This is a genomic window from Luteimonas terrae, from assembly GCF_031457535.1.
Classification (GTDB): domain Bacteria; phylum Pseudomonadota; class Gammaproteobacteria; order Xanthomonadales; family Xanthomonadaceae; genus Luteimonas; species Luteimonas terrae_A.
In genome coordinates, this window is record NZ_JAVDWO010000005.1 from 210,281 (window position 1) to 234,247 (window position 23,967).

General features: G+C 67.6%; 24 protein-coding genes and 1 tRNA gene. 10 read left to right on the top strand and 15 right to left on the bottom strand.

Annotated features, from left to right (window positions below; all coding sequences use genetic code 11):
* The first annotated feature begins 4 nt into the window (after positions 1 to 4).
* The 6 genes from sdhA to lolD all read left to right on the top strand — a co-directional run bounded on the left by sdhA (position 5) and on the right by lolD (position 5,538).
* Positions 5 to 1,795: a succinate dehydrogenase flavoprotein subunit gene (sdhA, locus tag J2W68_RS07925; protein ID WP_310234357.1), complete on the top strand. Its 1,791-nt coding sequence runs from the start codon at positions 5 to 7 to the stop codon at positions 1,793 to 1,795.
* A gap of 14 nt (positions 1,796 to 1,809) precedes the next feature.
* Positions 1,810 to 2,592, top strand: coding sequence for a succinate dehydrogenase iron-sulfur subunit (locus J2W68_RS07930; protein WP_232135770.1), 783 nt, complete (start codon positions 1,810 to 1,812; stop codon positions 2,590 to 2,592).
* Positions 2,593 to 2,827: 235 nt separating this feature from the next.
* On the top strand, positions 2,828 to 3,085 hold the full coding sequence (locus J2W68_RS07935; protein ID WP_310234358.1) for a succinate dehydrogenase assembly factor 2: 258 nt from the start codon (positions 2,828 to 2,830) through the stop codon (positions 3,083 to 3,085).
* A gap of 34 nt (positions 3,086 to 3,119) precedes the next feature.
* Positions 3,120 to 3,503 (top strand): hypothetical protein, encoded by a 384-nt coding sequence (locus J2W68_RS07940; RefSeq protein WP_310234359.1) that lies wholly within the window; start codon positions 3,120 to 3,122, stop codon positions 3,501 to 3,503.
* A gap of 69 nt (positions 3,504 to 3,572) precedes the next feature.
* A complete protein-coding gene (locus tag J2W68_RS07945; RefSeq protein WP_310154300.1) occupies positions 3,573 to 4,814 on the top strand; it encodes a lipoprotein-releasing ABC transporter permease subunit in 1,242 nt (413 codons plus the stop codon).
* Positions 4,807 to 5,538: a lipoprotein-releasing ABC transporter ATP-binding protein LolD gene (lolD, locus tag J2W68_RS07950; RefSeq protein WP_310234361.1), complete on the top strand. Its 732-nt coding sequence runs from the start codon at positions 4,807 to 4,809 to the stop codon at positions 5,536 to 5,538. Before J2W68_RS07945 ends, lolD begins: the two co-directional genes overlap by 8 nt.
* Before the next feature lie 85 nt (positions 5,539 to 5,623).
* Here lolD and J2W68_RS07955 read toward each other — a convergent pair whose 3' ends face one another.
* From J2W68_RS07955 to J2W68_RS07985, 7 genes are all read right to left on the bottom strand, one after another.
* Complete coding sequence (locus J2W68_RS07955) at positions 5,624 to 6,490, bottom strand: DMT family transporter (RefSeq protein ID WP_310234488.1); 867 nt, start codon at positions 6,488 to 6,490, stop codon at positions 5,624 to 5,626.
* A gap of 59 nt (positions 6,491 to 6,549) precedes the next feature.
* Positions 6,550 to 7,581 (bottom strand): UDP-N-acetylmuramate dehydrogenase, encoded by a 1,032-nt coding sequence (gene murB / locus J2W68_RS07960; protein WP_310234365.1) that lies wholly within the window; start codon positions 7,579 to 7,581, stop codon positions 6,550 to 6,552.
* A gap of 8 nt (positions 7,582 to 7,589) precedes the next feature.
* Positions 7,590 to 8,642, bottom strand: coding sequence for a quinone-dependent dihydroorotate dehydrogenase (locus J2W68_RS07965; protein WP_310234369.1), 1,053 nt, complete (start codon positions 8,640 to 8,642; stop codon positions 7,590 to 7,592).
* Positions 8,642 to 8,932 carry a DUF4190 domain-containing protein gene (locus J2W68_RS07970; protein WP_310234371.1) on the bottom strand — a complete coding sequence of 97 codons (291 nt, stop codon included), beginning with the start codon at positions 8,930 to 8,932 and terminating at the stop codon, positions 8,642 to 8,644. The genes J2W68_RS07965 and J2W68_RS07970 overlap by 1 nt, the downstream gene beginning before the upstream one ends.
* Before the next feature lie 204 nt (positions 8,933 to 9,136).
* Positions 9,137 to 10,672: an L-piperidine-6-carboxylate dehydrogenase gene (gene amaB, locus J2W68_RS07975; RefSeq protein ID WP_310234374.1), complete on the bottom strand. Its 1,536-nt coding sequence runs from the start codon at positions 10,670 to 10,672 to the stop codon at positions 9,137 to 9,139.
* A 102-nt stretch (positions 10,673 to 10,774) separates the two neighbouring features.
* Positions 10,775 to 10,851, bottom strand: a tRNA-Arg gene (locus J2W68_RS07980).
* 74 nt (positions 10,852 to 10,925) lie between these two features.
* Positions 10,926 to 12,809 carry a sensor domain-containing diguanylate cyclase gene (locus J2W68_RS07985; protein WP_310234377.1) on the bottom strand — a complete coding sequence of 628 codons (1,884 nt, stop codon included), beginning with the start codon at positions 12,807 to 12,809 and terminating at the stop codon, positions 10,926 to 10,928.
* A gap of 91 nt (positions 12,810 to 12,900) precedes the next feature.
* Here J2W68_RS07985 and J2W68_RS07990 point away from each other — a divergent pair, with 91 nt between their 5' ends.
* Both J2W68_RS07990 and J2W68_RS07995 read left to right on the top strand, forming a co-directional pair.
* Positions 12,901 to 14,460, top strand: a complete 1,560-nt coding sequence (locus J2W68_RS07990; RefSeq protein WP_310234380.1) for a calcineurin-like phosphoesterase family protein — start codon at positions 12,901 to 12,903, stop codon at positions 14,458 to 14,460.
* Complete coding sequence (locus tag J2W68_RS07995) at positions 14,457 to 14,594, top strand: hypothetical protein (RefSeq protein WP_310234382.1); 138 nt, start codon at positions 14,457 to 14,459, stop codon at positions 14,592 to 14,594. Before J2W68_RS07990 ends, J2W68_RS07995 begins: the two co-directional genes overlap by 4 nt.
* A 344-nt stretch (positions 14,595 to 14,938) precedes the next feature.
* Here the strand turns inward: J2W68_RS07995 and J2W68_RS08000 are convergent, their stop codons facing one another.
* The 7 genes from J2W68_RS08000 to J2W68_RS08030 all read right to left on the bottom strand — a co-directional run bounded on the left by J2W68_RS08000 (position 14,939) and on the right by J2W68_RS08030 (position 21,371).
* Entirely contained in the window at positions 14,939 to 15,832 is an 894-nt protein-coding gene (locus tag J2W68_RS08000; protein ID WP_310234384.1) for a C13 family peptidase, read from the bottom strand.
* 1 nt (position 15,833) lies between these two features.
* Complete coding sequence (mtnC, locus tag J2W68_RS08005; protein ID WP_310234386.1) at positions 15,834 to 16,523, bottom strand: acireductone synthase; 690 nt, start codon at positions 16,521 to 16,523, stop codon at positions 15,834 to 15,836.
* 348 nt (positions 16,524 to 16,871) lie between these two features.
* Entirely contained in the window at positions 16,872 to 17,426 is a 555-nt protein-coding gene (locus J2W68_RS08010; RefSeq protein ID WP_310234387.1) for a 1,2-dihydroxy-3-keto-5-methylthiopentene dioxygenase, read from the bottom strand.
* A gap of 109 nt (positions 17,427 to 17,535) precedes the next feature.
* On the bottom strand, positions 17,536 to 18,183 hold the full coding sequence (locus J2W68_RS08015; RefSeq protein ID WP_310234389.1) for a methylthioribulose 1-phosphate dehydratase: 648 nt from the start codon (positions 18,181 to 18,183) through the stop codon (positions 17,536 to 17,538).
* A 30-nt stretch (positions 18,184 to 18,213) separates the two neighbouring features.
* Complete coding sequence (locus tag J2W68_RS08020; RefSeq protein WP_310234390.1) at positions 18,214 to 18,459, bottom strand: hypothetical protein; 246 nt, start codon at positions 18,457 to 18,459, stop codon at positions 18,214 to 18,216.
* Positions 18,456 to 19,763, bottom strand: coding sequence for an amino acid permease (locus tag J2W68_RS08025; RefSeq protein ID WP_310234392.1), 1,308 nt, complete (start codon positions 19,761 to 19,763; stop codon positions 18,456 to 18,458). The genes J2W68_RS08020 and J2W68_RS08025 overlap by 4 nt, the downstream gene beginning before the upstream one ends.
* A gap of 96 nt (positions 19,764 to 19,859) precedes the next feature.
* Positions 19,860 to 21,371, bottom strand: coding sequence for an amino acid permease (locus J2W68_RS08030; protein WP_310234393.1), 1,512 nt, complete (start codon positions 21,369 to 21,371; stop codon positions 19,860 to 19,862).
* 198 nt (positions 21,372 to 21,569) lie between these two features.
* Between J2W68_RS08030 and J2W68_RS08035 the strand changes: the two genes are divergently transcribed.
* Positions 21,570 to 22,172: an NUDIX hydrolase gene (locus tag J2W68_RS08035; protein ID WP_310234396.1), complete on the top strand. Its 603-nt coding sequence runs from the start codon at positions 21,570 to 21,572 to the stop codon at positions 22,170 to 22,172.
* A 91-nt stretch (positions 22,173 to 22,263) separates the two neighbouring features.
* A complete protein-coding gene (locus J2W68_RS08040) occupies positions 22,264 to 22,698 on the top strand; it encodes a VOC family protein (RefSeq protein WP_310234398.1) in 435 nt (144 codons plus the stop codon).
* 19 nt (positions 22,699 to 22,717) lie between these two features.
* On the opposite strand, the gene serA is transcribed toward J2W68_RS08040, so the two are convergent.
* Positions 22,718 to 23,950, bottom strand: a complete 1,233-nt coding sequence (gene serA / locus J2W68_RS08045) for a phosphoglycerate dehydrogenase (protein WP_310234401.1) — start codon at positions 23,948 to 23,950, stop codon at positions 22,718 to 22,720.
* Positions 23,951 to 23,967 lie beyond the last annotated feature (17 nt).

The window sequence follows — 23,967 nt, forward strand, 5'->3', positions numbered from 1 at the left end:
CCACATGACCAACGCTTACAAGATCACCGAACACACCTACGACATGATCGTCGTCGGCGCCGGCGGCGCCGGTCTGCGCGCGACCTTCGGTCTGGCCCACAAGGGTCTGCAGACCGCGTGTCTGACCAAAGTCTTCCCGACGCGCTCGCACACCGTGGCGGCGCAGGGCGGCATCTCCGCCGCGCTCGGCAACATGGGCGAGGACGACTGGCGCTACCACTTCTACGACACGATCAAGGGTTCCGACTGGCTGGGCGACCAGGACGCCATCCAGTACATGTGCCGCGAGGCGATCCCCGCGATCATCGAGCTCGAGCACCAGGGCGTACCGTTCTCGCGCACCGAAGAGGGCAAGATCTACCAGCGCCCCTTCGGCGGCATGACCACTCATTACGGCAAGGGCACCGCGCAGCGCACCTGCGCGGCGGCCGACCGTACCGGGCACGCGATCCTGCACACGCTCTATCAGCAGTCGCTGGCGCATGACGCACGCTTCTTCATCGAGTACTTCGCCCTCGATCTGATCATGGACGAGGACGGCGCCTGCCGCGGTGTGCTCGCGCTCGACATGGCCGAAGGCACGCTCCACCTGTTCCGCGCCCAGGGCGTGGTGCTGGCGACCGGCGGCTACGGCCGCGCATACTTCTCCGCGACCTCGGCGCACACCTGCACCGGCGACGGTGGCGGTATGGCGTTGCGTGCGGGTCTGGGTCTGCAGGACATGGAGTTCGTGCAGTTCCACCCGACCGGCATCTACGGCGCGGGCTGCCTGATCACCGAGGGCGTGCGCGGCGAAGGCGGCATCCTGCGCAACTCCAGCGGCGAACGCTTCATGGAGCGCTACGCGCCGAACGCCAAGGATCTCGCCTCGCGCGACGTCGTCTCGCGTTCGATGACGATGGAAATCCGCGAAGGCCGTGGCGTCGGCGAGCACAAGGATCACATCCATCTGGATCTGACCCATCTCGACCCGAAGGACATCCACGAGAAGCTCCCCGGTATCGCCGAGAGCGCGCGGATCTTCGCCGGTGTCGATGTCGAAAAGCAGCCGATCCCGGTGATTCCGACCGTCCACTACAACATGGGCGGCATCCCGACCAACTATCACGGCGAAGTCGTGCAGTTGAAGGACGGCAATCCGGATGCAGTGGTCCCGGGCCTGTACGCGATCGGCGAAGCCGCCTGCGTGTCGGTGCACGGTGCCAACCGTCTGGGCTCGAACTCGCTGCTGGATCTGGTGGTGTTCGGCCGCGCGGTCGCGAACCGCTGCGCTGAAACGATTACGCCGAACGCGCGCCACAAGCCGCTGCCCAGGGACGCCTGCGACCAGTCGCTGGCGAACCTCGACAAGCTGCGCCATGCGACGGGCGGCACGCCGACGTCGGTGATCCGCGACAACATGCAGCGCACGATGCAGAACGACGCCGCGGTGTTCCGCACCAGCAAGACGCTGGCCGAGGGTGTCGACAAGATCCGCGAGATCCACGCCTCGTTCGCCGACGTCAAGGTCAGCGACCGCTCGATGGTCTGGAACTCGGATCTGATCGAGACCATGGAGCTGCAGAACCTGCTGGGCCAGGCGCTGGTGACCATCGTCTCGGCCGAGAACCGCAAGGAATCCCGCGGCGCGCATGCGCACGAGGACTTCCCGGACCGCGACGACGAGAACTGGCACAAGCACACGCTGTGCTGGGCCGATGATGCCGGCAACACGCAGATCGATTACCGCCCGGTGCACATGTACACGCTCGACGACGAAGTCGAAGTCGTGCCGCCGAAAGCACGCGTTTACTGAGCCGGGGACCCCAGATGGCAGAATTTTCGCTTCCGAAGAATTCCAAGGTGCAGCAGGGCCGGCACTTCCCGGCCACGGGCGCCACGCGCACGCGCACCTTCAAGGTCTACCGCTGGAATCCCGATGACGGCCGCAATCCGTCGACGGACACCTACGAGGTCGATCTCGACAAGTGCGGTCCGATGGTTCTCGACGCGCTGATCAAGATCAAGAACGAGATCGACCCGACGCTGACCTTCCGCAGGTCGTGCCGCGAGGGCATCTGCGGGTCTTGCGCGATGAACATCGACGGCACCAACACGCTGGCCTGCACCCGCGCCATCGAGGACTGCAAGAAGGCCGAGGTGCCGATCTACCCGCTGCCGCACATGGAAGTGGTCAAGGATCTGGTGCCCGACCTGACCCACTTCTACGCGCAGTACGCGTCGATCCAGCCGTGGATCCGTACGCAGAGCGCGGCGCCGCCGGACCGCGAGCGTCTGCAGTCCAAGGAAGACCGCGCCAAGCTCGACGGTCTGTACGAGTGCATCCTGTGCGCCTGCTGCTCGACCAGCTGCCCGAGCTACTGGTGGAACGGCGAGCGCTACCTCGGTCCGGCCGTGCTGCTGCAGGCCTACCGCTGGATCATCGACAGCCGCGACGAGGACACCGGTGCGCGTCTGGACGATCTGGAAGATCCGTTCAAGCTCTACCGCTGCCACACGATCATGAACTGCGCACGGACCTGCCCCAAGGGCCTGAATCCGGCCAAGGCGATCGGCGAGATCAAGCAGTTGATGCTGGCGCGTCGCGGCTGATTCGCTCGCGCCCGGTCGATGCGATGCATCGATCGGGCGTGAGGCACCGCCAGTTTCTGTCGGAATACCTGTCCGTCACTCCGGCGAAAGCCGGTGTGTTCTTCAACGGCCGAATGGCTGGTCATCCAGCGTCTTGGGCGTTCCCGGATACCGTTATCGCGAAGCAGAGACACCGGATTCCGGCTTTCGCCGGAATGACGGGCTCGAGAGTCGCCTGTCAGGGATCAGAAAACGCATGACCCACGACGACGCCACCGAACTCCGTCGCCTGCGCTGGCGCAGCCGGCGCGGCATGCGCGAGCTCGACCGATTGTTCGAACGCTGGCTCGACCGCTGCTGGCCGTCATCCACCGAAGCCGAGCGCGAGGTTTTCCGACGGCTGCTGGATTGCGAGGACGATAGGCTCTGGAAGTGGTTTCTCGGCCATGAGCGTTCCGATGATGCGCAGCTCGACACCCTCGTACAGTCGATCCGGCAGCTGCCGCCAGGCTGAGCCACTGCCGCTGCGGTTGGCCTGGCGGCCCTCCATGTTGTTGCAGGGCGCGCTCGCGTTGCTCGGCGTCTGCGCCTGCATCGCGTTGTGGCTGTCGGAACTGCCGCCGCTCGCGACCGTCTGCGCGCTGCCGCTGATCGTCGCCGTCACCCTGCACCGCATCGCCATCGAACGGCGCGCCCCGATGCGTGAGCTGGTCATCGATGCCGCAGGCGCCGCGCACCTCGATGGCGTGGCCCTCGACACCCCGCAACTCGAATGGCGCGGTCCGATGGCGATCCTGCGCTGGCGCGACGGCCGGCGCAGGCGGCACCTGCTGTGGTGGCCCGACACCCTGCCGCCGCGCGCACGACGTGAACTCCGACTGGCCGCATCGGTCCTCGCAACGCGACCGCCAGCGGATTCGATGGCACCATAGCGACGCCCCGGGCGGGCGGTGCACCGGCGCAGCTGCCGCAGGCGCCGCGGCCCCCATGACCGGACGCTCATGCTCAGACCCATTCCTGCCGCCATCGGCCTGCGTTATCTCAGGGCCAAGCGGCGCAACGGCTTCATTTCCTTCATCTCGCTCGCGTCGATTCTCGGCATCGCCATCGGCGTGACCGTGTTGATCACCACGCTCGCGGTGATGAGCGGCTTCCAGAAGGAAATCCGCGACCGCATGCTCGGCATGGTCGCGCACGCGACGATCAGCGCCGACGGCGACACGCTGTCGAACTGGCAGCGCGCGGTCGATGTCGCGCGCGAGGATCCCCGCGTCGCCGGTGCCGCGCCCTACGTCGACACGCAGGCGCTGCTGCGCGGCCGTCGCAACGAGCCCGCCGCGGTGCGCGCGATCGTGCCCGAGGACGAAGCGCAGGTGTCCGATCTCACCACGTCGATGGTCATCGGCAAGCTCGAGGACCTGCAGCCGGGTACGTTCAACATCGTGCTCGGGCGTGAGCTCGCGCTGTGGCTCGGCGTCGGCGTCGGTGACAGCGTCATCGTGACCACCGATTTCCAGGTCACGCCGATGGGCGCGGTGCCGCAGCTCAAACGCTTCACCGTCAGCGGCATCTTCGAGGCCGGCTACCAGGACTTCGACCGGCGCTTGGCCGTGGTCAATCTCAGCGATGCGCAGCGTCTGTTGCGCATTGGCGATGGTGTCACCGGCGTGCGCCTGAAACTGCACGACATGGATCGTGCGCAGCAGGTCACGCGCGATCTGGTGCACAAGCTGGGCGGCGTTTACCGGGTCAGCGACTGGAGCATCGAGAACGCGAACATGTTCCGCGCGCTCAAACTCGAAAAGACCATGATAGGCATCCTGCTGTCGCTGATCATCGTCATGGGCTCGTTCAATCTCGTCGCGTCGCAGGTGAGCCTGGTGACCGACAAACAGGCCGACATCGCGATCCTGCGCACGCTGGGGCTCACGCCCGGCGGGGTCATGCAGGTGTTCATGGTGCAGGGCACGATGATCGGCGTGATCGGTACGATCCTCGGCATCACCGGCGGGCTGCTGCTGACCTTCAATCTCGAACACATCCTCGGCGCGATCGAACGCGTATTCGGCGTCGTGCTGATGCCCGAGGACGTCTATTACGTGACCGGCCTGCCGATCGACCTGCAGGTCAGCGACGTGGTGATGATCGCCAGTGTTGCGCTGGTGATGGCCTTCGTCGCGACGATCTATCCGGCGCTGCGCGCGGCGCGCACGGCCCCCGCGGAGGCGCTGCGCTATGAGTGACTCGATCACGGCTGCACTCACGGCCGCGCCCGACACCGTCGTGCTCGCGGCCGAGGGCCTGGGCAAGACCTATGCTGAAGGCACGTTGCACACGCCGGTGTTCGACGGCCTGGACTTCGCGGTGCGCGCCGGCGAGACCGTCGCGATCCTCGGCGCGTCCGGCGCGGGCAAGAGCACGCTGCTGCATCTGCTCGGCGGGCTGGATACGCCGACCGCGGGCGAGGTGTTCGTGTCGGGGCAGAAGATGAGCGCCCTGTCGAACGCCGCGCGCGGCACGCTGCGCAACCGCTCGCTGGGTTTCGTCTACCAGTTCCATCATCTGCTGCCCGAGTTCACGGCGCTTGAGAACGTCATGCTGCCGGCGCTGCTCAACGGCGCCAGCGATGCCGATGCGACGAAGCGTTCGCGTGATCTGCTGGAGACCGTCGGCCTCGGCCATCGTCTCGCCCACAAGCCGGGCGAACTGTCGGGCGGCGAGCGTCAGCGCGCCGCGGTCGCGCGTGCGCTGGTCAACAAGCCGGCCTGCGTGCTCGGCGACGAACCGACCGGCAACCTCGACGAACGCACGGCGGCGACAGTGTTCGAGCTGATGCTCGAGCTCAACCGCGCGCAGCACACCAGCCTGGTGCTGGTGACCCATGACCGCCGGCTCGCGCGCAAGCTCGACCGGGTGATGGAGCTGCATCAGGGCAAGCTGCGCGAGGTCGCGAAAGAAGACGTCTGAGACGCGACCTGTAGGAGCGCGCTGGCGCGCGAAGAGGCGTTGCCGGTCAAGCCCATCGCGCGCAAGCGCGCTCCTACAGGTCCGGTTATTCGCTCGGCTTTGCCGCTTCCGCCGGCCGCTGCGTCGCCGCCCGGCGCGATAGGACCGCTTCGCGGTGCGCGATGTAGCCGTTGGCACCGAACACGATCGCTGCGCCGATCGCGGTCCACATGTCGATGACCTCGCCGAACAGCAGCCAGCCGAACAGCACCACGATCGGCAACTGTACGAAGCTGATCGGCTGCAGCGCCGATACCTCGCCCAGACGCAGCGCCCGCGTCCACAGCCACTGGCCCAGCGTCCCGAGCACGCCGGTCGCGATCAGCCACAGCCAGACCGTCGGGCTCGGCCAGACCCACTGGAACAGCGCCGGCACCAGCGACAGCGGCACCCACAGCAGGTAGGTGTAGAAGACGATCGTGTCGGGCGCATCCAGCCTCGAGAGCTGTTTCATCTGGATCGCGACCAGCGCGGCGAGCAGCGCGCCGATCACCGGCACCAGCATCGCAGCCGTGAACGCCACGCCAGGCCGCAGGATCACCAGCACGCCGAGAAACCCTGCGGACACCGCCATCCAGCGCCGGACGCGCACGATCTCTCCGAGCCAGATCACTGCCGCGATCGTCGCGAACAGCGGCGCCGCGTACGAGAGCGAGATCGCCTGCGATAGCGGCAGATGGCCGATCGCCCAGAACGCGCACAGCATCGAGCCGAGGCCGACCACGGTGCGGATCACGTAGCGGCCCAGATTGCGCGTGCGCGGCAGGCCGGCGCCGCTGCGCAGGAGGATCGGCAGCAGGGCGAGCAGGCCGAAGAAGTTGCGGAAGAATGCGACTTCGGTGGTCGGCACGGTCGCCGATGCGTAGCGGATCGCGATCGCCATCAGCGCGAAGGCCGAGGTGCTGCCCAGCATCAGCAGCGCGGCCTGTCCCTGTACGGTCGCGGGTCGCCAGCGGAGCAGGGCGCGTGTGCTCACCACGCCGCGCCGACGATTTTCGGTTCGGGTTCCAGCGCCACGCCGAAGCGCATCTGCACCGAGGCTGCGATGCGTCGCGCCAGGCCCAGCAGCTCGGTGCCCTGCGCGTTGCCGTGATTGACCAGCACCAGCGCGTGGCCGGGCGCCACACCGGCGTCGCCATCGCGATGCCCCTTCCAGCCGCAGCGATCGATCAGCCACGCTGCCGACAATTTGCGCAGGCCTTCATCGACCGCGAACACCGGGATGCCCGCATGCGCCGCGACCAGTGCGGCGGCCTGCGCGGCCGACACGATCGGGTTCTTGAAGAAGCTGCCGGCGTTGCCGATCAACGCGGGGTCCGGCAGCTTGCTGCGGCGGATGTCGATGACGGCCTCGGCGACGTCGAGCGGACGCGGCGCGGTGATGCCGCGCGCGGCCAGCACGTCGCGCAGGCCCGCGTAATCGAGCACCGGCTCGGCGAAGCGATGCAGCGAGAATTCGACGGCGGTGACGATCCAGCGATCGGGCATCTGCTTGAAGACGCTGTCGCGATAGCCGAAGCGGCAGGCCTCGGCATCGAGCCGCACGAAGTTGCGCGTGTCCTGGTCGAAGGCTTCGACCGCGACCACGTGCTCACCGACCTCGACGCCGTAGGCGCCGATGTTCTGGATCGGCGCGGCGCCGACCGTGCCCGGAATCAGCGCGAGGTTCTCCATGCCGCCGAGCTCCTGCGCCAGCGTCCACAACACGAAGCCGTGCCAGTCGGCGCCGGCGGCGGCGCGCACGACGACGCGCTCGCCATCGTCGGAGACCACGCTGCGGCGTGCATCGATGATCGCCAGCGCATCGACGGTATCTCCCGCGAACAGCAGATTGCTGCCGCCGCCGATGACCAGTGGGCGCGTGTCGCCGTCGAGCGCGGCGAGCGCCTGCGGCAAGGCCGCGGCATCCAGCACCTCGATCAGCCGGCGCGCATGCGCGGCCACGCCGAAGGTGTTGCGCGGGCGCAGATCGGCCGGCTGCAGCAGACGGTAGGAATCGGACATCGCTGCGATCAGAGGCTGGGCAGGTTGCCGCGGCTCGGGGCTTCGCGCCGGCGGCGGATCGCCTCGACGCAGTCGCCGATCAGCGCCGGCCCGCGATAGACCAGACCCGAATACACCTGCACCAGCGACGCGCCGGCGGCCATCTTCTTGACCGCATCGGCGCCCGACAGGATGCCGCCTACGCCGACCAGCGGAATCTCGCTGGCGAGCCGCGTGCGCATCATCCGCAGCACGGTGGTCGCCTTGTTCATCAGCGGCTCGCCGGACAGACCACCGGCCTCGTCGGCGCGACGATCGTCCTGCACGCTGATGCGCGAGATCGTGGTGTTGGTGGCGATGACGCCGTCGACGTGCAGGTCAGACAGCACGCGGGCCGCGGCCTCGATGTCGTCGTCGCTCAGATCGGGCGCCACCTTGACCAGCAGCGGCACGCGCTTGCCGTGCTGCGCGGCCAGGCGCTCCTGCGCGTCGCGCAGCGTGCCGATCAGCCGGCGCAGCGCCTGCTCTTCCTGCAGCTCACGCAGGCCGGCGGTGTTGGGCGAGGAGATGTTGACCGTGATGTAGTCCGCCAGCGGATACACGCGTTCCATGCAGAACAGGTAATCGTCGGCCGCCGATTCGTTCGGCGTGTCCTTGTTCTTGCCGATGTTGATGCCGAGGATGCCGGCGCGCTTCGCGCGGCTCACGTTGGCGATCAGCGCGTCGACGCCCTGGTTGTTGAAACCCAGACGGTTGATCAGCGCGCGGTGGCGCGGCAGCCGGAACATGCGCGGCTTCGGGTTGCCGTCCTGCGGCCTGGGCGTGATCGTGCCGATCTCGACAAAGCCAAAGCCCAGCGCGAACAGCGCATCGATGTGGTCGCCGTTCTTGTCGAGTCCGGCGGCGAGGCCGACCGGGTTCGGGAAACGCAGGCCGAAGGCTTCGGTCGGCAGCGGTGGCGGTGGCGTGGCGATCAACGACGACAGGCCCATGCGATGCAGCGCATCCAACGCGGTGAGCGTGACGCCGTGCGCGCGTTCGGGGTCGAGCCGGAACAGCAGCGGACGGGCGCTTGCGTACATCAGGACGCCGCCGCGATGAAGGCCAGCAGGCCGCCGAAGAACAGGAACACGAACAGCAGGCCGATGATCGCCATCGCGACCATCAGATAACCCAGCACCAGCCCCGCGATCGCCAGGCCATCGCCGTCCAGCGCTTCGGGACGTCGCCGGATCTCGGCGCGTGCGAGGTGACCGGTCACGATCGCGACGACACTGCCGATGACCGGCAACAACGACCAACCAAGTAGCCCGGCGACGAGACTGATGATTGCCATCGCACTGGTCTGGCGGTAGGCGACAGGCGTGTTCATGCGCGTGGACCTCGCGTCGGAGCATCGGACACAGGCAAGCGCACGGCGCGATCACGCGGTGCGACAGACGAACGGGCCGGAATTCGCGGCGCCATCGGCGGCGGTCCAGGGAAAGCGGGGGAAGACACGATTATTCAGACACCAGGGTGTCGCGCGCAAGCGCGCAGACGCCGCGGACCGGATCCGCGGCGTCCGGGATCGACGTCAGAGGTCGAACTTGATGCCCTGTGCGAGCGGCATTGAATCGGAGTAGTTGATCGTGTTGGTCTGGCGACGCATGTAGGCGCGCCACGCGTCCGAACCCGATTCGCGGCCGCCACCGGTTTCCTTCTCGCCGCCGAAGGCGCCACCGATCTCGGCGCCCGAGGTGCCGATGTTGACGTTGGCGATGCCGCAATCCGAACCCCATGCGCTTAGGAACTGCTCGGACGCGCGCAGGTCAGTGGTGAACAGCGACGACGACAGACCCTGCGGCACGTCGTTCTGCAGGTCGATCGCTTCTTCCAGATCGCTGTACTTCATGACGTAGAGGATCGGCGCGAAGGTTTCGGTCTGCACGACCTCGGCATCGTTGGTCAGGCCACTAACCAGCGCCGGCAGCACGAAGTTGCCCTTGCGGTCGGTGAGCGCCTTGCCGCCACTCTCGATCGTGCCGCCGCTGGCCTTGGCCTTTTCGATCGCGGTGAGGTACGCCTGCACGCCGTCGCGGCTGTTGAGCGGGCCCATCAGGTTGGCGGCGTCGGTTGGATCACCGATCTTCTTCTCGACCTGGCCGTAGGCAGTCTTCAGCTTGGCCAGCACGTCGGCGTAGATCGACTCGTGCACGAACAGACGGCGCGTCGTCGTGCAGCGCTGGCCGGCGGTGCCGACGGCGCCGAACACGATTGCCGGGATCGCCAGCTTCAGGTCGGCGGTGGGGTCGACGATGATCGCGTTGTTGCCGCCCAGTTCCAGCAGCGAGCGGCCCATGCGCTTGGCGACGCGCTCACCGACGTGGCGGCCGACCTTGGTCGAACCGGTGAAGCTGACCAGCGCGATGCGCTTGTCGTCGACGAAGGCCTGCGCGAGATCGCTACCGGCATCGTTGAACAGGAAGAAGATGTCCGGGAAGCCGGCCTTGTTCAGCGCTTCGTTGCAGATCTTCATCGACGCGATCGCCGACAGCGGCGTCTTCGGCGACGGCTTCCAGATCGAGATGTTGCCGCAGACCGCGGCGACCAGTGCATTCCAGGCCCACACCGCGACCGGGAAGTTGAACGCGCTGATGATGCCGACCACGCCCATCGGGTGCCACTGCTCGTACATGCGGTGGCCCGGACGCTCGGAGTGCATCGTCAGGCCATACAGCTGACGCGACAGGCCGACCGCGAATTCGCCGATGTCGATCATTTCCTGCACTTCGCCGTCGCCTTCCGGCTTCGACTTGCCCATCTCCAGCGCGACCAGCGAACCCAGCGCGTCCTTGTGCGTGCGCAGCGCGTCGGCGCACAGGCGCACGGCTTCGCCACGGCGCGGCGCCGGCGTCTTGCGCCAGATCTTGAACGCCGCCTGGGCGCGCTCGACGATCAGGTCGTAATCGGCCTGCGAGCTGGCCTGCACGCGGGCGAGCACTTCGCCGTCGGTCGGGTTGACGGGTTCGATGACGCCGGCATCGCGGGTCTTCGACCACTCGCCGTTGCCGAGATACGTGCCCGATTCGGTATCGGACAGGCCGAGCGCGGTGAGGACGGAATGGGTCATGGACGGAACTCCTTGTGAGCGGACGCCGCCGATGTGAAAACCGGCGGACGTACGGTGGGAAGCGGCGCGACGCGGCGCAGGGCCGTTGGGGGAAGTCGCGGTTGGTGACCCCGGCCCGATTCGAACGGGCGACCTGTCCCTTAGGAGGGGACCGCTCTATCCAGCTGAGCTACGGGGCCGTGTAGCCGCACAGGATACCGGACTGGCCCGGCCGCACGAAACCACGGGGCCGGGCGTGACGGGCGGCTGGGCGTCAGCCGGCCGTGGACAGCTCCACGCAGTCGCGGCCATTGGCCTTGGCGGCGTACAGCGCGCAGTCGGCGCTGCCCAGAACATCGTCGAGGTCGGTGTCGGCCTGCGGATCAAGCACGTGCACGCCGATGCTCGCCGTGACCCGGATCCGCGTCTGGCCACTGGGACAGGCCTCATCGCCAAGCTGGTAGCGGATGGCTTCGGCGATGACGCCAGCTTCGGCCAGACCGCAGTCGGGAATTGCGACCACGAATTCTTCGCCGCCGAAACGGGCGAGCAGGGCGTCGTGCGGACGCAGGATGCGACCGATGCACCGCGCTGCCCAGCGCAGGCAGTCGTCGCCGGCCAGATGGCCGTGACGGTCGTTGATCGACTTGAAATGGTCGAGATCGATCATCAGCACCGCGAGCGGCGTGCCGCTGTGTTTCGCCTGTTGCGCGAGGTCGCGGAAGGCCTCGCGGAACCAGCTGCGGTTGTAGAGACCGGTCAGGCCGTCGCGCCGGCTCGAATCGCGCAGCCGCGCGTGCGCATCCTCCAGCCGCAGCAGCGCGCTGCGCACTTCCTGGGTGCGTTGCGCGACCTTGCGCTCCAGCCGCAGGTTGGCTTCGGCGGTGATGCGCAGGTTCTCCTGGCGCAGCGCCGCGTAACGATGACCGAGTGCGATCGACAGCAGCAGCATCTCCAGCGCCGAACCGATCTGCACGCCGTACTCGGTGGCGAAATTCTTCGGCAGCAGGCCGAACGCCAGCAGGGTGAACGCCGCGGTGCCGAGCAGGAACATCGACCAGGCGAGCAGCAGTAGCGAGGCCGGCGCGTAGCCACGACGCAGCACCACGATTGTCGCGATGACGATGCCGACCACGCCGACCAGCACCGCGCGCGAGGCGACGGGTGTGGAGATGCGCAGCGGCAACCAGATCGAGGCGATGCCGAACAACACGAAGAACGCCATGAGGGCGAGCAGCAGCACATTGCCGTGCGGCCAGCGCCTGGGCAGTTCGAGGAAGGTGCGCGAGAACTGCAGCATCGCCACGAGCGCCAGACAGATCGAGATCGGCACCATGTGGTCGGCCATCCACGGCGCGTGCGGCCACAGGTATTCGAAGCCGAGCCCGTTGAGCGTGAACAGCACCAGCCCGAAAGCGGACACGTGGCACAGATACCAGAAGTAGCTGGCGTCGCGCAGCGACAGCCACAGCACCAGGTTGTAGAAGAACAGTGCCAGCATGATGCCGTAGTACAGGCCGATCGCCAGCTGCGCGTCGCGCGAGACCTCGGTGAACGCTTTGGGCGTGTACAGCTGCAGCGGCACCTGCATCGAGCTCTGGCTGCGCACGCGCACCAGCAGATCGACAGGTTCGCCGACCGGCAGTTCGAAACTGAAGTTCGGATGCCGATAGCGCACGGCGCGCGATGCGAAGGGGCGATGGTCGCCGCCTGCGAAGTGCAGCACGCGACCGTCTGCGTAGCGCACGTGCAGATCGACTTCGTCGCTGAGTGGATACTCCTGCACGAGCATCCAGCGCGGTTCGTGCACCTCGCGATTGACCACGCGCGCATGGAACCAGAACGTGCCGCGCTGGAAACCGAATGCATCGACGCCGTCGGGCAACGGCATCATTTCGCCCCCGTCGACCCGTCGCCACGCGGTGGCGAGATCGTCGAGGTCCTCGGCGTCGTGGTGGTAGGCCAGTTGCGGCGCCAGCGCGACACGCTCGGTACCCGGCGGCAGCACGAGCTCCGCGCGCTCGAACGCGACCGCCCACAGCGGACAGCACAGGCAGGCCAGCAGCAGCCAGCAACGCCATGCCCGTAAAGTCCAGCCGATCAGCGTCATCCCTTCGCCCCCGTGTGTTCCATGCAGTTCCGCATCGGCCGTGTCCATGGCCTCCGAACGCGGGAAGCGTAGATCAGCGGCCGGCCGAAATCATCCGGCGGCATAATCCGGCGATTCCTCTGCAGCACAGGTGTCGCCGATGTCGCCCATTCAATGTCGTCCGTTCATGCCGGCCGCGCTCGCAGCGCTGTGCCTGTCGACCGGCGTCACGTTCGCCTGCGACACCGGGCGCGTGGTCGGCACGCAGCCCGATGGACACAGCGCAGGTCTTGCAGGTGTACGCGTGTCCGACGGTCGCAACATCGTCGATACCGATGCGGAGGGGCGGTACCACGGCTTGAGCAGCGACGCGCCGGTGTTCGTGATCAAGCCGGCGGGTTGGACGCTGCCGCGTCAGGGCGCGAATCCCGTGCTCTGGCGCGCGGCGGGGAGCAGCGGCGCGGCCTGCACGTTCGTGCTGCAGGCGGGCGAGGCGCAGGGTTCCCTCGACGTAGCGGTGTTCGCCGATCCGCAGACCGGCACCGAAGCAGAAGTCGGCTACTACGACCGCGCCGTGGTCGAGGCCGCACGCGCGGCCGGCCCCTTCGGGCTCGGGCTGATGCTCGGCGACGTGACCAACGACGATCCGGCGCTGTATCCGCTGATCGATCGCGCGACCGCACGCCTCGATGCGCCCTGGCTGCACGCGCCCGGCAATCACGATCTGGATTTCGACGCGGGTGACGACGAGGGCTCGACCGCCTCGTTCCGCGCTGCCTACGGTCCCGAAACCTACGCCTGGGAAACGCCGCAGGCGAACGTATTGGTGCTCGACAACGTGATCTACCAGCCCGGCGCGCGGCCGGCCTATGTCGGCGGTCTGCGCGAGGACCAGTTCGCGTTCGTCGAGGCGTATCTCGCGGCCGCGCCGATCGACCGTCTGCTGGTGGTCGCCGCGCACGTGCCTTGGTTCGACACTGCATCTGCCGGCGCGCCCGAGACGATGCGCAGCGCGGATCGCGCGCGCCTCTTCGCCGCTCTGCAGCGGCACCCGCGCGTGCTGCTGCTCACCGGCCATCGCCATACCCAGCAGCATGTGCGCCACGACGCGTCGAGCGGCTGGCACGGCGCGACGCCGCTGCACGAATACAACGTCGGCGCGGTCAGCGGTGCCTTCTGGAGTGGTGCGCCCGATGCCGAAGGCATCCCCGACGCGACGATGGCCGACGGCACGCCGAACGGTTTCGCGACGCTGCATATTGAAGCCGATGGCGCCTACCGCCTCGCCTGGCATCCGGCGCGCGCTTCTGCTGATCCGGCGATCACGCAGGCAATGGCCCTGCATGCACCGCGCGTGCTGCGGCAGGGTGCGTATCCGGCCTGGGGCGTCTATGCCAACGTCTACATGGGGCAAGCCGATACACGCGTCGAGTTTCGCGTCGGCGACGGCGACTGGGCGCCGATGCGCCGCGTCGAACGCGCCGATCCTCGGCTGCTGCTGGAGAACGCACGCGACGATCTCGCCGAGACGCTGCGCGGCCTGGACCGATCGCCCGAGGCGACGCCGTCGATGCATCTGTGGCGCGCTGCACTGCCGACCGATCGCGAGGTCGGCGCACACGTGGTCGAAGTGCGCGCGTTCGATCCATGGCAGGGCGAACAGCGTGCGCGCATCAGCTATCGCCTCGATCGCTTCGACAATGCCGGTTCCGAACGATGAGCGCGCCGCCGCTCGATGGCCTGCCGGTGCATGCATTCGCCGACGAAACGGTGTGGGAAACGCAGCCCGCGCATCCTGATGCCACCGGGTCGTGGGAGAAGATCGCCGACAGGGCAGTGCAACACGCCCGGTGACCTGTGCGCAGACGCTGGATCTCGCGCTGGGCCACGGCTGATTCGGAGGTTCGCGGACAACAAAAAACCCGCACGTGGCGGGTTCTTCGAAGATGACCGGCTGGCGCGCGAAGGCTGGCGGGCGGGTCGTGCGCGTCGCTGGCTGGCGATGGCTGGCGTGCGGCGCGGGGCGATTCTATCGAGGCATCGCACTGCCATGACGAAACGAGAATCAGTCTCGGAAAAGGATCTACGTCGGTTCCGCGCATGTAGGAGCGCGCTCGCGCGCGATGGGCTTTCAGGGGGAAGGCCCGATCGCGCGCGAGCGCGCTCCTACAAAAAGCGTTTTGGTGGTCGCTGCGCGATCAGGGCGTGATCGGGTACGGATACACCGCGGGCGCATGCGAGGAAGGCAGCGTCGCCTGCCAGCGCGCCAGCGTCTGCCCGATGCGCGCGCCCTCGGCGATCTGCGGGCCCGAGCGCGCGTAGCCGAGCTTGCGTTCGCGCTGCTTGATCGCGCGTGCCGCGAGCCGGTAGGCACTTGCGAAATCGCGATCGGCGTTGAGCCCGTCGAGCAGCCACGCGTGGCCGAAGAAGGTGATCGTCGATTCGCTGCCGCAGCCGAACGAAGGCCGGTCGGGACGTGCGGCGGTCAGCACCAGCGTGTCGGGCGTCTTCAGCGCGGGCACGAAGCCACCCGAGTAGCAGGCCGAGATCACGATGACGCGGTGGACGATGCCCGAGTCGTCGAGCGCCGCGCGCAGTGCATCGGGCGTGATCGTGTCTTCGCTGCCGTCTGGCAAGGCCAGACCGAGGGCGTGATCGGGCGAGCCGTGCATCGTCAGGTAAAGCAGCAGCACGTCGCGTTCGCGGTCCATATGCGCCCCGACCGCCGACAGCGCGTGGCGCAGGTTCGCCGGGGTGGCGAGTGGGGTGCCGGCGCCCTTGAGACTGTCGGTGGTGTTGACCAGGGCGAGTGCCCGCGCGCCTGCGCCGAGGCGCGGCGCAACCCGATCGGTGAGAAAACGCGCCTCGTTGCGGAACACGTCTTCACCGGCATCGCCTGCAACGCCGACGACGTACAGCGCCGGCGCGTCGCCGGTGCCGTTCGGCATCGCGTCGACCGCAGCCTCGATCAGCGCGTGATCGCGTGTTGCCAGCGATTCGGCCGCCTGCAGCGGCGCGCAGACGAGCAGGCACAGCAGCGCCGCCGCCTGCATCCAACGTGAGATCACCCGCCGACCGGACGCCGGCCGCATGTCAGCGCATCGCGTTGATCTGGTCGAACCCGGTCACGCGCGTGTGACCGTTCGCGGCCGTTGCGTCGCGCGGCTGCGGGTAGTCGTCGAGACGGTCGATCAGCACGGTGCGCAGACCGGCGTCGCGCGCGGCGTCGAGTTCCTCGACCACGTCCGACAGGAACAGGATTTCGGCCGGCGCGGCATCCAGTGCGTCGGCGATGCGCGCGTAGCTTTCGGCTTCGCGTTTGCCGCCGACTTCGGTGTCGAACCAGTTCGAGATCAGTCCGGTCAGATCGCCCGCATCGCTGTGGCCGAAGAAGAGCTTCTGCGCCGGCACAGAACCGGACGAATACACCGCCAGCGTCTCACCGGCCGCATGCCAGCGGCGCAGCGCGTCGGCGGCATCGGGATAGATGTGCGCTGTGAAATCGGCGTCCCGGTAACCGGCCGACCAGATCATGCCCTGCAGCGCCTTGAGCGCGGTGTGCTTGCGGTCGGCGTCGATCCAGCCCTGCAGCGTCTCGACGATCACCGCGTCATCGCAGATCGCGCCGTGTTCGGTCGCGACCACGTCGAGCCAGCGGCGCACTTCAGGATCGTCGCGATGCGCGGCGACGAAGCCGGGCAGGGCGCGGCGTGCATACGGAAACAGCACGTCCTTGACGAACGAGATGCTGCTGGTGGTGCCTTCGATGTCGGTCAGGATCATCCGTGCGTCAGCCGGTGGTCGGGGCGTTGAAGTGTAAGGCGTCGGGTGTCGAGGCGCCCCGGTTGGCGAGCGTCGGAACGGTACGCTCAGCTGGTTTCGCGCGACTCTCTTTGAATTCGTCATTCCCGCGCAGGCGGGAATCCAGGGACGTTGTTCTACTGTTCTGTTCTGAGGCAAATCAGATGCGGGGCAGGCGCCTAAAGTCGATGGAAAGTCGATGGATTGACCAGCCGTCTGGCTGTTGCAGAGCGCTTCGCATGCGCGGGAATTACGATGGAGGTTGGACTACGAGACTGAAGCGCCCGTGCGCCAACGCACCCGGCGGCCCTCAGACTGCCGGACGCAGACTCACCGCGAACCCGGTTCGTAGCGCGGAAACTTCTGCGCGATGTCCGAGCCGGTGAAGTGGCCGATCCAGCCGTCGGGCTGCTCGAAGAACCGGATCGCGACGAAGCGCGGTTCCGGCCCCATGTCGAACCAGTGGGTCACGCCGTCGGGCACGCCGATCAGATCGTCCTTGACGCATTCGATCTCGTAGACCTTGCCCTCGACGTGCAGGGTGAACAGGCCCGAGCCGTCGACGAAGAAACGCACTTCGTCTTCCTTGTGGAAGTGTTCGTCGAGGAACTTGGCGCGCAGCTCTTCGCGCTTCGGGTTGTCGGGCGCGATGCTGATCACGTCGACGGACTTGAAGCCGCGCTCGGCGCTGATGCGGTCGATATCGGCCTTGTAGGCAGCGATGACCTCGTCCTGCGATGCGCCGGCGGCGACGGGCTGGGCGGCCTGCCAACGCTCGAAGGTGACACCGATCGCCTGCAGTTCGCGGGCGATCGCGTCGCCGTCGCGGCTGTCGAACAGCGGCGCATCGGGGGCGGCGGCATCGAAAATGCGGAGGCGGCTCATGGCGGTCTGGCTCGGCGCGTGGCGGGCCGTCCAGCGTAGCAAAGCCGCATGTCCGCAACGTTGACCGCGGCGGAACGCCGTCGTTCCACCGCTGATGACGCCGGAGGCGTCAGTGCGGCGCGCGCAGGCGACGCAGTTCGAGTTCGCAGTGCAGCAGGAACTCGAAGGCTTCCAGGTGGCGGCGCGCCTCGGCCATGTCCCGGCCCCAGGCGTAGAGGCCGTGGCCATCGATCAGATAGCCCCACATCGGGCCGGCGTCGAGCAGCGATTCCACCTGCGCAGACAGCACCTGCATGTCCTGGCTGTTGGGCAGCACCGGCACATCGACCGCCATCTCGTGGGTGCTGTTGCCGGCGAAGGCCTTCAGCAATTCGTAGCCTTCCAGGCGCACGTGGCCGTCGGCGGCGAACAGGCGCGAGGCGATGGTCTGGGTCGGCGAGTGCGTGTGCAGGATGCAGCCGATGTCCGGAAACCGGCGATAGAGCTGCGTGTGCAGCAGGGTCTCTGCCGAGGGGCGATGGTCGCTGCCGACGGCCGCGCCGTCGAAGTCGACGACCATGATGTCGTCTTCCTTCAGCTTGCCCTTGTCGCGGCCCGATACGGTGATCGCGGCATGGCGATCATCGAGACGGCGCGAGAAGTTGCTGCTGGTGGCGGGCGTCCAGCCGGACTGGGCGAGTTCGCGGATGTTGACGATCAACTCGCCGGCGAGTTCGCGCAGGCGGTGGACGTCGTAGGGCAGGTTGGGATCGGACATGAGCCGGATTCTAACGCGCAGCCAGCGGCGTCAGCGTGTCCAGCGCCAGCGCGGCGGCTCGCCCTTCAGGGCGCAGACCGCGACCAGCAGCGTGGTCGCGACGAGTATGCAAAGACCGAAAGCGGCGGGGTGCACCGACGGCGGAAACCGCCACGCAATGATCGCGATCGCGCCGAGGTACACGGCCAGGACCACCCAGCCCTGCCAGCGCCGCGGCAGACCCCAGCCGTAACCGAGCGTCTTCGCGGGAAACCAGTACGTCTCGTCGCGATTCATCGCGGCATTGCGTCGTCGCGACGCCTGGAAAAACCGCGGAACGCGGCCAGTGCCAGCAGCGCGATGATCGCCGCGCCCATCAACGTGTCGATCGGCGTCGACCAGACCAGCAGACCGCAGGCAATCAGCGCGCCCATGCCGAGCAGCCGTTCGCGTCGACCGGCCGGATGCGCGCGGTTGCCCAGTAGCAGGCTCAGCCCGGCAGCGGCGTAGGCCATGACCACCAGCGTCACCGCCATGTTGATGATGGTTTCGAACTGGTTGCCCACCGTGTCCGAGACCGTGGTGAAGGCGATCAACGTCATCGAGATCACGACGATCAGCAGGCCCAGTCCGGCAGCGCCGTTCTTGAGCAGGCGTCCGAAGATCGCCGGCAGGAAGCCGCGCTGCGCGGCGCGCGCGCCGGATTCACCGGTGACCAGCATCCAGCCACCCAGCGTGCCGGTGGCCTTGAGCGCGGCGGCCGCGGCGATGACCGGGATCGCCCAGACACCGAACATCTGCCCGGCGACGAGTGCGAACGGTGCACTGGAGGTCGCCAGCTCTTCGACCGGCACGATGCCCATCATCAACACCGAGGACACCATGTAGACCACGCCCGCAAGCAGGATGCCGCCGAGGGTCGCGATCGGCACGTTGCGCTCGGGATTGCGCACCACGCCGGCGACCATCGCGCCGGTTTCCAGGCCGATGAAGGCCCAGAACACGGTCGCCAGCGAGCCGATCGCCACCGCCGCATCGGACTCGCCGCTGACGTTCCAGCCGGCGCGGTAGATGTCGGGATCGAAGTACGCCCAGCCGGCGATCAGGATCGCCGCGACCGGCAGCAGGCCGAAGATCACGCAGAACGACTGGAACCGCGCGATGTTGCGCGGGCCCAGCAGGTTCAGCGCGAACATCGACCAGATCAGCAGCACCTGGCCAACGAGCTGCACGCCGGCGCTGTCGCCCACCGGCAGCAGGATCACCAGATAGCCGACGGCAGCCACCGCGATCGCGTTGTTGCCGACCCACGACGAAAGCCAGTAGGCCGTGGTCGCGAGAAACCCCATGTCACGGCCGAGGCTCGGGCGGATGTAGTCGTCCGGCGAGGTGAGATCCGGGTACTGGCGCGCGAGGCGGGCGAACGCGCCGCCCAGCGCAACCGCGAGCAGGGTGCCGATCAGCCACGAGAACACAGTGACCGCGCCCGAGCGCGCGAGCGTGGCCGGCAGCAGGAAGAAACCCGAGCCGATCATGTTGTTGGCGACCATGAAGGTCGCCAGTACCGGACCGATCTTCTTGGCCGTGGCAGTCGTGGACATCGTGCGATCCGCGTGGAGGCGGCGCGAGCGGCCGCTGGTCGTGAGGCTCAAGGACACACGGCCCGCGAGATAGGCGGGCCGTGCGGTTGGATCGGATCAGCGCGGCGGCAGTTGCTGCCGGAGCCTGCTGTGCTTGTAGCCGTAGGTGAAGTAGATGGTGAAGCCGATGATCGTCCACACCAGCAGCACCATCCAGTTCAGCAGCGGCATCGTTGCGACTAGGCCCAGGCAGGCCAGGACGCCGAGGGTGCCGACCAGGAACACGGCTGGCACGCGGAACGGGCGATGCAGGTTCGGCTGGGTGCGGCGCAGGACCATCACGCCGAGGCACACGGTGGCGAACGCGACCAGAGTGCCCATCGACACCACGTCGCCGAGCAGCTGGATCGGCAGGAACGCCGCCATCACCGCGGCCACCAGCGCGACCAGCACGGTGCCCTTGTGGGGCGTGCGGTAGCGCTTGTGGATCGCGCCGAAGAAGCGCGGCAGCAGGCCGTCCTGCGCCATCGAGAAGAAGATGCGTGGCTGGCCCATCAGCATGACCAGGATCACCGTCGTCAGACCGGCAATCGCACCGATCTCGACCAGTGTCTTGAGCCACAGCAGGCTGGGATACGCCTCGAGCGCGGTCGCGACCGGCTTGGCCGTGCCGAGCACGGTGTAGGGCACCATGCCGGTCAGCACCGCGGACACCGCGATGTAGATCAGCGTGCACAAGAACAGCGAGCCGAGGATGCCGATCGGCATGTCGCGCTGCGGATTCTTGACCTCCTGCGCCGCGGTGGAGACCGCATCGAAACCGATGTAGGCGAAGAACACGATCGACGCGCCGCGCAGCACGCCTTCCCAGCCGAAGCGGTCGCCGCCCTGGTTTTCCGGCACGAACGGCAGCCAGTTCTGGGTATCGACGTACTGCGCGCCGAAGCCCAGCAGCAACAGGATCACCAGCACCTTGATCGAGACGATGATGGCGTTCGCGGTCGCCGACTGAGTGATGCCCACGTAGCACAGCACGCCGACCGCGCCGATGATCAGCACCGCCGGCAGGTTGAACAGCGCGCCGGTGGTGACGAACTTGCCGAACTCGCACGCGCCGGCCAGCGCCGCTTCATGCGTGCAGAAGTTGATCGGCGCCTGGGTCAGTGCGGCAGGCAGATGCACGCCGAGACTGTCGAGGAAACTGACCGTGTAGCCCGACCAGCCGACCGCGACCGTCGAGGCCGCGAACAGGTATTCGAGCACCAGACTCCAGCCGACGAACCAGGCCAGCGCTTCGCCGAGGGTCGCATAGGTGTAGCTGTAGGCACTGCCCGAGGCCGGGATCATCGCCGCGAACTCCGCGTAGCACAGGCCGGCCATCGCGCAGGCGAAACCGGCGATGACGAAGCTCAGCATGATCGCCGGACCGGCGTGATTGGCCGCCGCGGTACCGGTGATGACGAAGATGCCTGCGCCGATGACCGCGCCGAGCCCCAGCATCACCAGATGCTTGGCGGTGAGCGTCCGCTTGAAGCCGACTTCGCCGCTGAGGCTGCCCTCGACCGGCTCGCCCGCATCGACATGCGGTTGCGCCGCGATCGGCTTGGTAATCATCAGGTTCTTGAACATCGGTGTCCCCGGTTGGTCGTTCGGTGCGGTCCGCGAAGACTGACGGACGCGCCGTCGAATCCCCCGCGGCCACGCGGCAATCGCCGTACCATGCCAAACGCTGCGTTCCGGCACAAGCAACGCAACTGCCGCTTGTGTGCACGCGCGGGAACGCCGATGCTGCGCCTCCCGTCACGCCGCGCTGCAGCAAATCCGTCGATGTCGCACCCGTCCGCGCCTGATTCCGAACGCCCAGCCGCTGTCTCCACCGCAGTGCAGATACTGGCGGATGCTTTCGCCGATTTCGGCGTGCGGCATCCGATCCAGCAATCGCTTGCCAGTGAATTCATCGATCTGCTCGGCGACGCCGAAGACCCGTTCGAGCGCGCGCGCCTGGCTGGTCATTTCACCGCCTCGGCATTGGTGGTCAGCGGTGATGGCACACGCACGCTGCTGACCCATCACCGCAAGCTGGGCATGTGGCTGCAGCCGGGCGGACACGCCGACGGCGACCGCGATCTTGCGCGCGTGGCGCTCCGCGAGACGGAGGAGGAAACCGGGCTGGGCGGCGTGACCGTGCGCCCGGGCATCTTCGATCTAGACCGCCACTGGATTCCCGAGCGCAAGGGTGTGCCCGGGCACTGGCATTACGACGTGCGTTATCTCGTGCGCGCGGGCGCCGACGAGAGCTTCGCCATCAGTGAGGAGTCGCTTGCGTTGGCGTGGCGTCCGATCATCGAAGTCGCGGAGGGCGAGGCGCACGACGCCTCCCTGCGGCGCATGGCGCAGCGATGGATCGAGGCGCGGGACCGGCATCCCTGATCCCGCGGTACCGCGCACGCGGCGCCACGAACACATGCGCGGATTCCTGCCCTTTGCGGCCGCGGTGCAAAGCGCACACCATGCGCACATGATGACGCCTTCCCAGGATTCTGCGCCGCCGATCGGCGGCGTGCTCGAGACCGCCCTGTATGTCGAGGACATGCCACGCGCGGTGCACTTTTTCGCTGACGTGCTCGGTCTGCCGGTGATGCTGCGGACGGACCGCCTCACCGCCTTCGATGCCGGGGCCAGCAGCGTGCTGCTCGTGTTCGCGCGCGGCGCGTCGCAGGCGGACGTCACCGGAGAACGCGGCACCGTTCCCGGCCACGACGGGGCAGGGCCGCTGCACATGGCGTTGCGGATCAGCGCCGACGCCTACGACGGCTGGAAGGCGCGTCTCGAAGCGCACGGCGTACCGCTGCGCGGCGAGATGTCGTGGCCTGCCGGCGGACGCAGCCTCTACTTCGAGGATCCGGACGGGCACGTGCTCGAGCTCGCCACGCCCGGCCTGTGGGCGAACTACTGAGGCCGACGGCGGCGCGGCCTCAATAGAGGACGCGCGTACGCAAGGTGCCCTCGATCTTCGACAGCTCGCTGCGCAGATGCGCGGCCTGTTCCTCGGTCGCGGCGACATCGATGACCACGTAGCCCACGTTGGCGGTGGTACGCAGGTACTGGCCGTCGATGTTGATCGCCTCGCGCGAAAACACCTCGTTGACCTTCGACAGCACGCCGGGCATGTTGCGGTGCAGATGCAGCAGGCGGTGGCTGCCGATGTGCTCGGGCAAGGTGACTTCGGGAAAGTTGACCGCCGACAGCGTGCTGCCGTTGTCGCTGTAACGCACCAGCTTGGCCGCGACCTCGATGCCGATGTTGTCCTGCGCTTCCAGCGTGCTGCCGCCGACATGCGGGGTCAGCAGCACGTTGTCATGGCCCAGCAACGGTGATTCGAACGCGTCGTCGTTACCCTTGGGCTCGACCGGGAACACGTCGATCGCGGCGCCGCCGACCTGACCGCTGCGCAGCGCGGCATCGAGCGCGTCGATGTCGACCACGGTGCCGCGCGAGGCGTTGATCAGGTGCGCGCCGGGCCGCATTGCGGCGATTTCGGCCGCGCCGAACATCAGCTTCGTCGACGGCGTCTCCGGCACGTGCAGGGTCACCACGTCGCTGCGCGCGAGCAGATCGTCGAGGCTGGTCGCGCTGCGCGCGTTGCCGAGCGAGAGCTTGGCTTCGATGTCGTGGAAGAGCACCTGCATGCCGAGCGATTCGGCGAGCACGCCGACCTGGGTGCCGATATGGCCGTAGCCCACGATGCCCAGCGTCTTGCCGCGCGCCTCGTGGCTGCCGAGCGCGGACTTGCTCCAGCCACCGCGGTGACATTCGGCATTCTTCTGCGGAATTCCGCGCAGCAGCATGATCGCCTCGGCGACGACGAGTTCGGCCACCGAGCGCGTGTTGGAGTAGGGCGCGTTGAACACCGGAATGCCGGCCAGCTCCGCCGCCTCGACATCGACCTGGTTGGTGCCGATGCAGAAACAGCCGATCGCCATCAGCCGGCGCGCGTCGGCCAGGACTTCGGCGCTCAGATGCGTGCGCGAGCGGATGCCGATGATGTGCGCGTCGGCGATCTTCGCCCGCAGCTGGTCTTCGGGCAGCGACTTGGGGTAGACCTCGACCTGCGAATAGCCGGCGGCGTGGAAGGTGTCGACAGCGCTCTGGCTGACGCCTTCGAGCAGCAGGACGCGGATGTCCTGCCGGGGAAACGAGGTCTTCATCTAATGGGATTCGCGCG

Coding starts and splice junctions, on each gene's coding strand:
- mtnC (WP_310234386.1), bottom strand. CDS start 16,523: ATGATCCTGACCGACATCGAAGGCACCACCAGCAGCATCTCGTTCGTC.
- J2W68_RS08020 (WP_310234390.1), bottom strand. CDS start 18,459: ATGAATCGCGACGAGACGTACTGGTTTCCCGCGAAGACGCTCGGTTAC.
- J2W68_RS08010 (WP_310234387.1), bottom strand. CDS start 17,426: ATGAGCCGCCTCCGCATTTTCGATGCCGCCGCCCCCGATGCGCCGCTG.
- J2W68_RS07940 (WP_310234359.1), top strand. CDS start 3,120: ATGTTGTTGCAGGGCGCGCTCGCGTTGCTCGGCGTCTGCGCCTGCATC.
- J2W68_RS08025 (WP_310234392.1), bottom strand. CDS start 19,763: ATGTCCACGACTGCCACGGCCAAGAAGATCGGTCCGGTACTGGCGACC.
- J2W68_RS07930 (WP_232135770.1), top strand. CDS start 1,810: ATGGCAGAATTTTCGCTTCCGAAGAATTCCAAGGTGCAGCAGGGCCGG.
- J2W68_RS08030 (WP_310234393.1), bottom strand. CDS start 21,371: ATGTTCAAGAACCTGATGATTACCAAGCCGATCGCGGCGCAACCGCAT.
- J2W68_RS08035 (WP_310234396.1), top strand. CDS start 21,570: ATGTCGCACCCGTCCGCGCCTGATTCCGAACGCCCAGCCGCTGTCTCC.
- lolD (WP_310234361.1), top strand. CDS start 4,807: ATGAGTGACTCGATCACGGCTGCACTCACGGCCGCGCCCGACACCGTC.
- J2W68_RS07990 (WP_310234380.1), top strand. CDS start 12,901: ATGTCGCCCATTCAATGTCGTCCGTTCATGCCGGCCGCGCTCGCAGCG.
- J2W68_RS07970 (WP_310234371.1), bottom strand. CDS start 8,932: ATGAACACGCCTGTCGCCTACCGCCAGACCAGTGCGATGGCAATCATC.
- J2W68_RS08015 (WP_310234389.1), bottom strand. CDS start 18,183: ATGTCCGATCCCAACCTGCCCTACGACGTCCACCGCCTGCGCGAACTC.
- sdhA (WP_310234357.1), top strand. CDS start 5: ATGACCAACGCTTACAAGATCACCGAACACACCTACGACATGATCGTC.
- murB (WP_310234365.1), bottom strand. CDS start 7,581: ATGTCCGATTCCTACCGTCTGCTGCAGCCGGCCGATCTGCGCCCGCGC.
- amaB (WP_310234374.1), bottom strand. CDS start 10,672: ATGACCCATTCCGTCCTCACCGCGCTCGGCCTGTCCGATACCGAATCG.
- J2W68_RS08000 (WP_310234384.1), bottom strand. CDS start 15,832: ATGCGGCCGGCGTCCGGTCGGCGGGTGATCTCACGTTGGATGCAGGCG.
- J2W68_RS07945 (WP_310154300.1), top strand. CDS start 3,573: ATGCTCAGACCCATTCCTGCCGCCATCGGCCTGCGTTATCTCAGGGCC.
- J2W68_RS07995 (WP_310234382.1), top strand. CDS start 14,457: ATGAGCGCGCCGCCGCTCGATGGCCTGCCGGTGCATGCATTCGCCGAC.
- J2W68_RS07965 (WP_310234369.1), bottom strand. CDS start 8,642: ATGTACGCAAGCGCCCGTCCGCTGCTGTTCCGGCTCGACCCCGAACGC.
- serA (WP_310234401.1), bottom strand. CDS start 23,950: ATGAAGACCTCGTTTCCCCGGCAGGACATCCGCGTCCTGCTGCTCGAA.
- J2W68_RS08040 (WP_310234398.1), top strand. CDS start 22,264: ATGACGCCTTCCCAGGATTCTGCGCCGCCGATCGGCGGCGTGCTCGAG.
- J2W68_RS07935 (WP_310234358.1), top strand. CDS start 2,828: ATGACCCACGACGACGCCACCGAACTCCGTCGCCTGCGCTGGCGCAGC.
- J2W68_RS07985 (WP_310234377.1), bottom strand. CDS start 12,809: ATGGACACGGCCGATGCGGAACTGCATGGAACACACGGGGGCGAAGGG.
- J2W68_RS07955 (WP_310234488.1), bottom strand. CDS start 6,490: ATGCTGGGCAGCACCTCGGCCTTCGCGCTGATGGCGATCGCGATCCGC.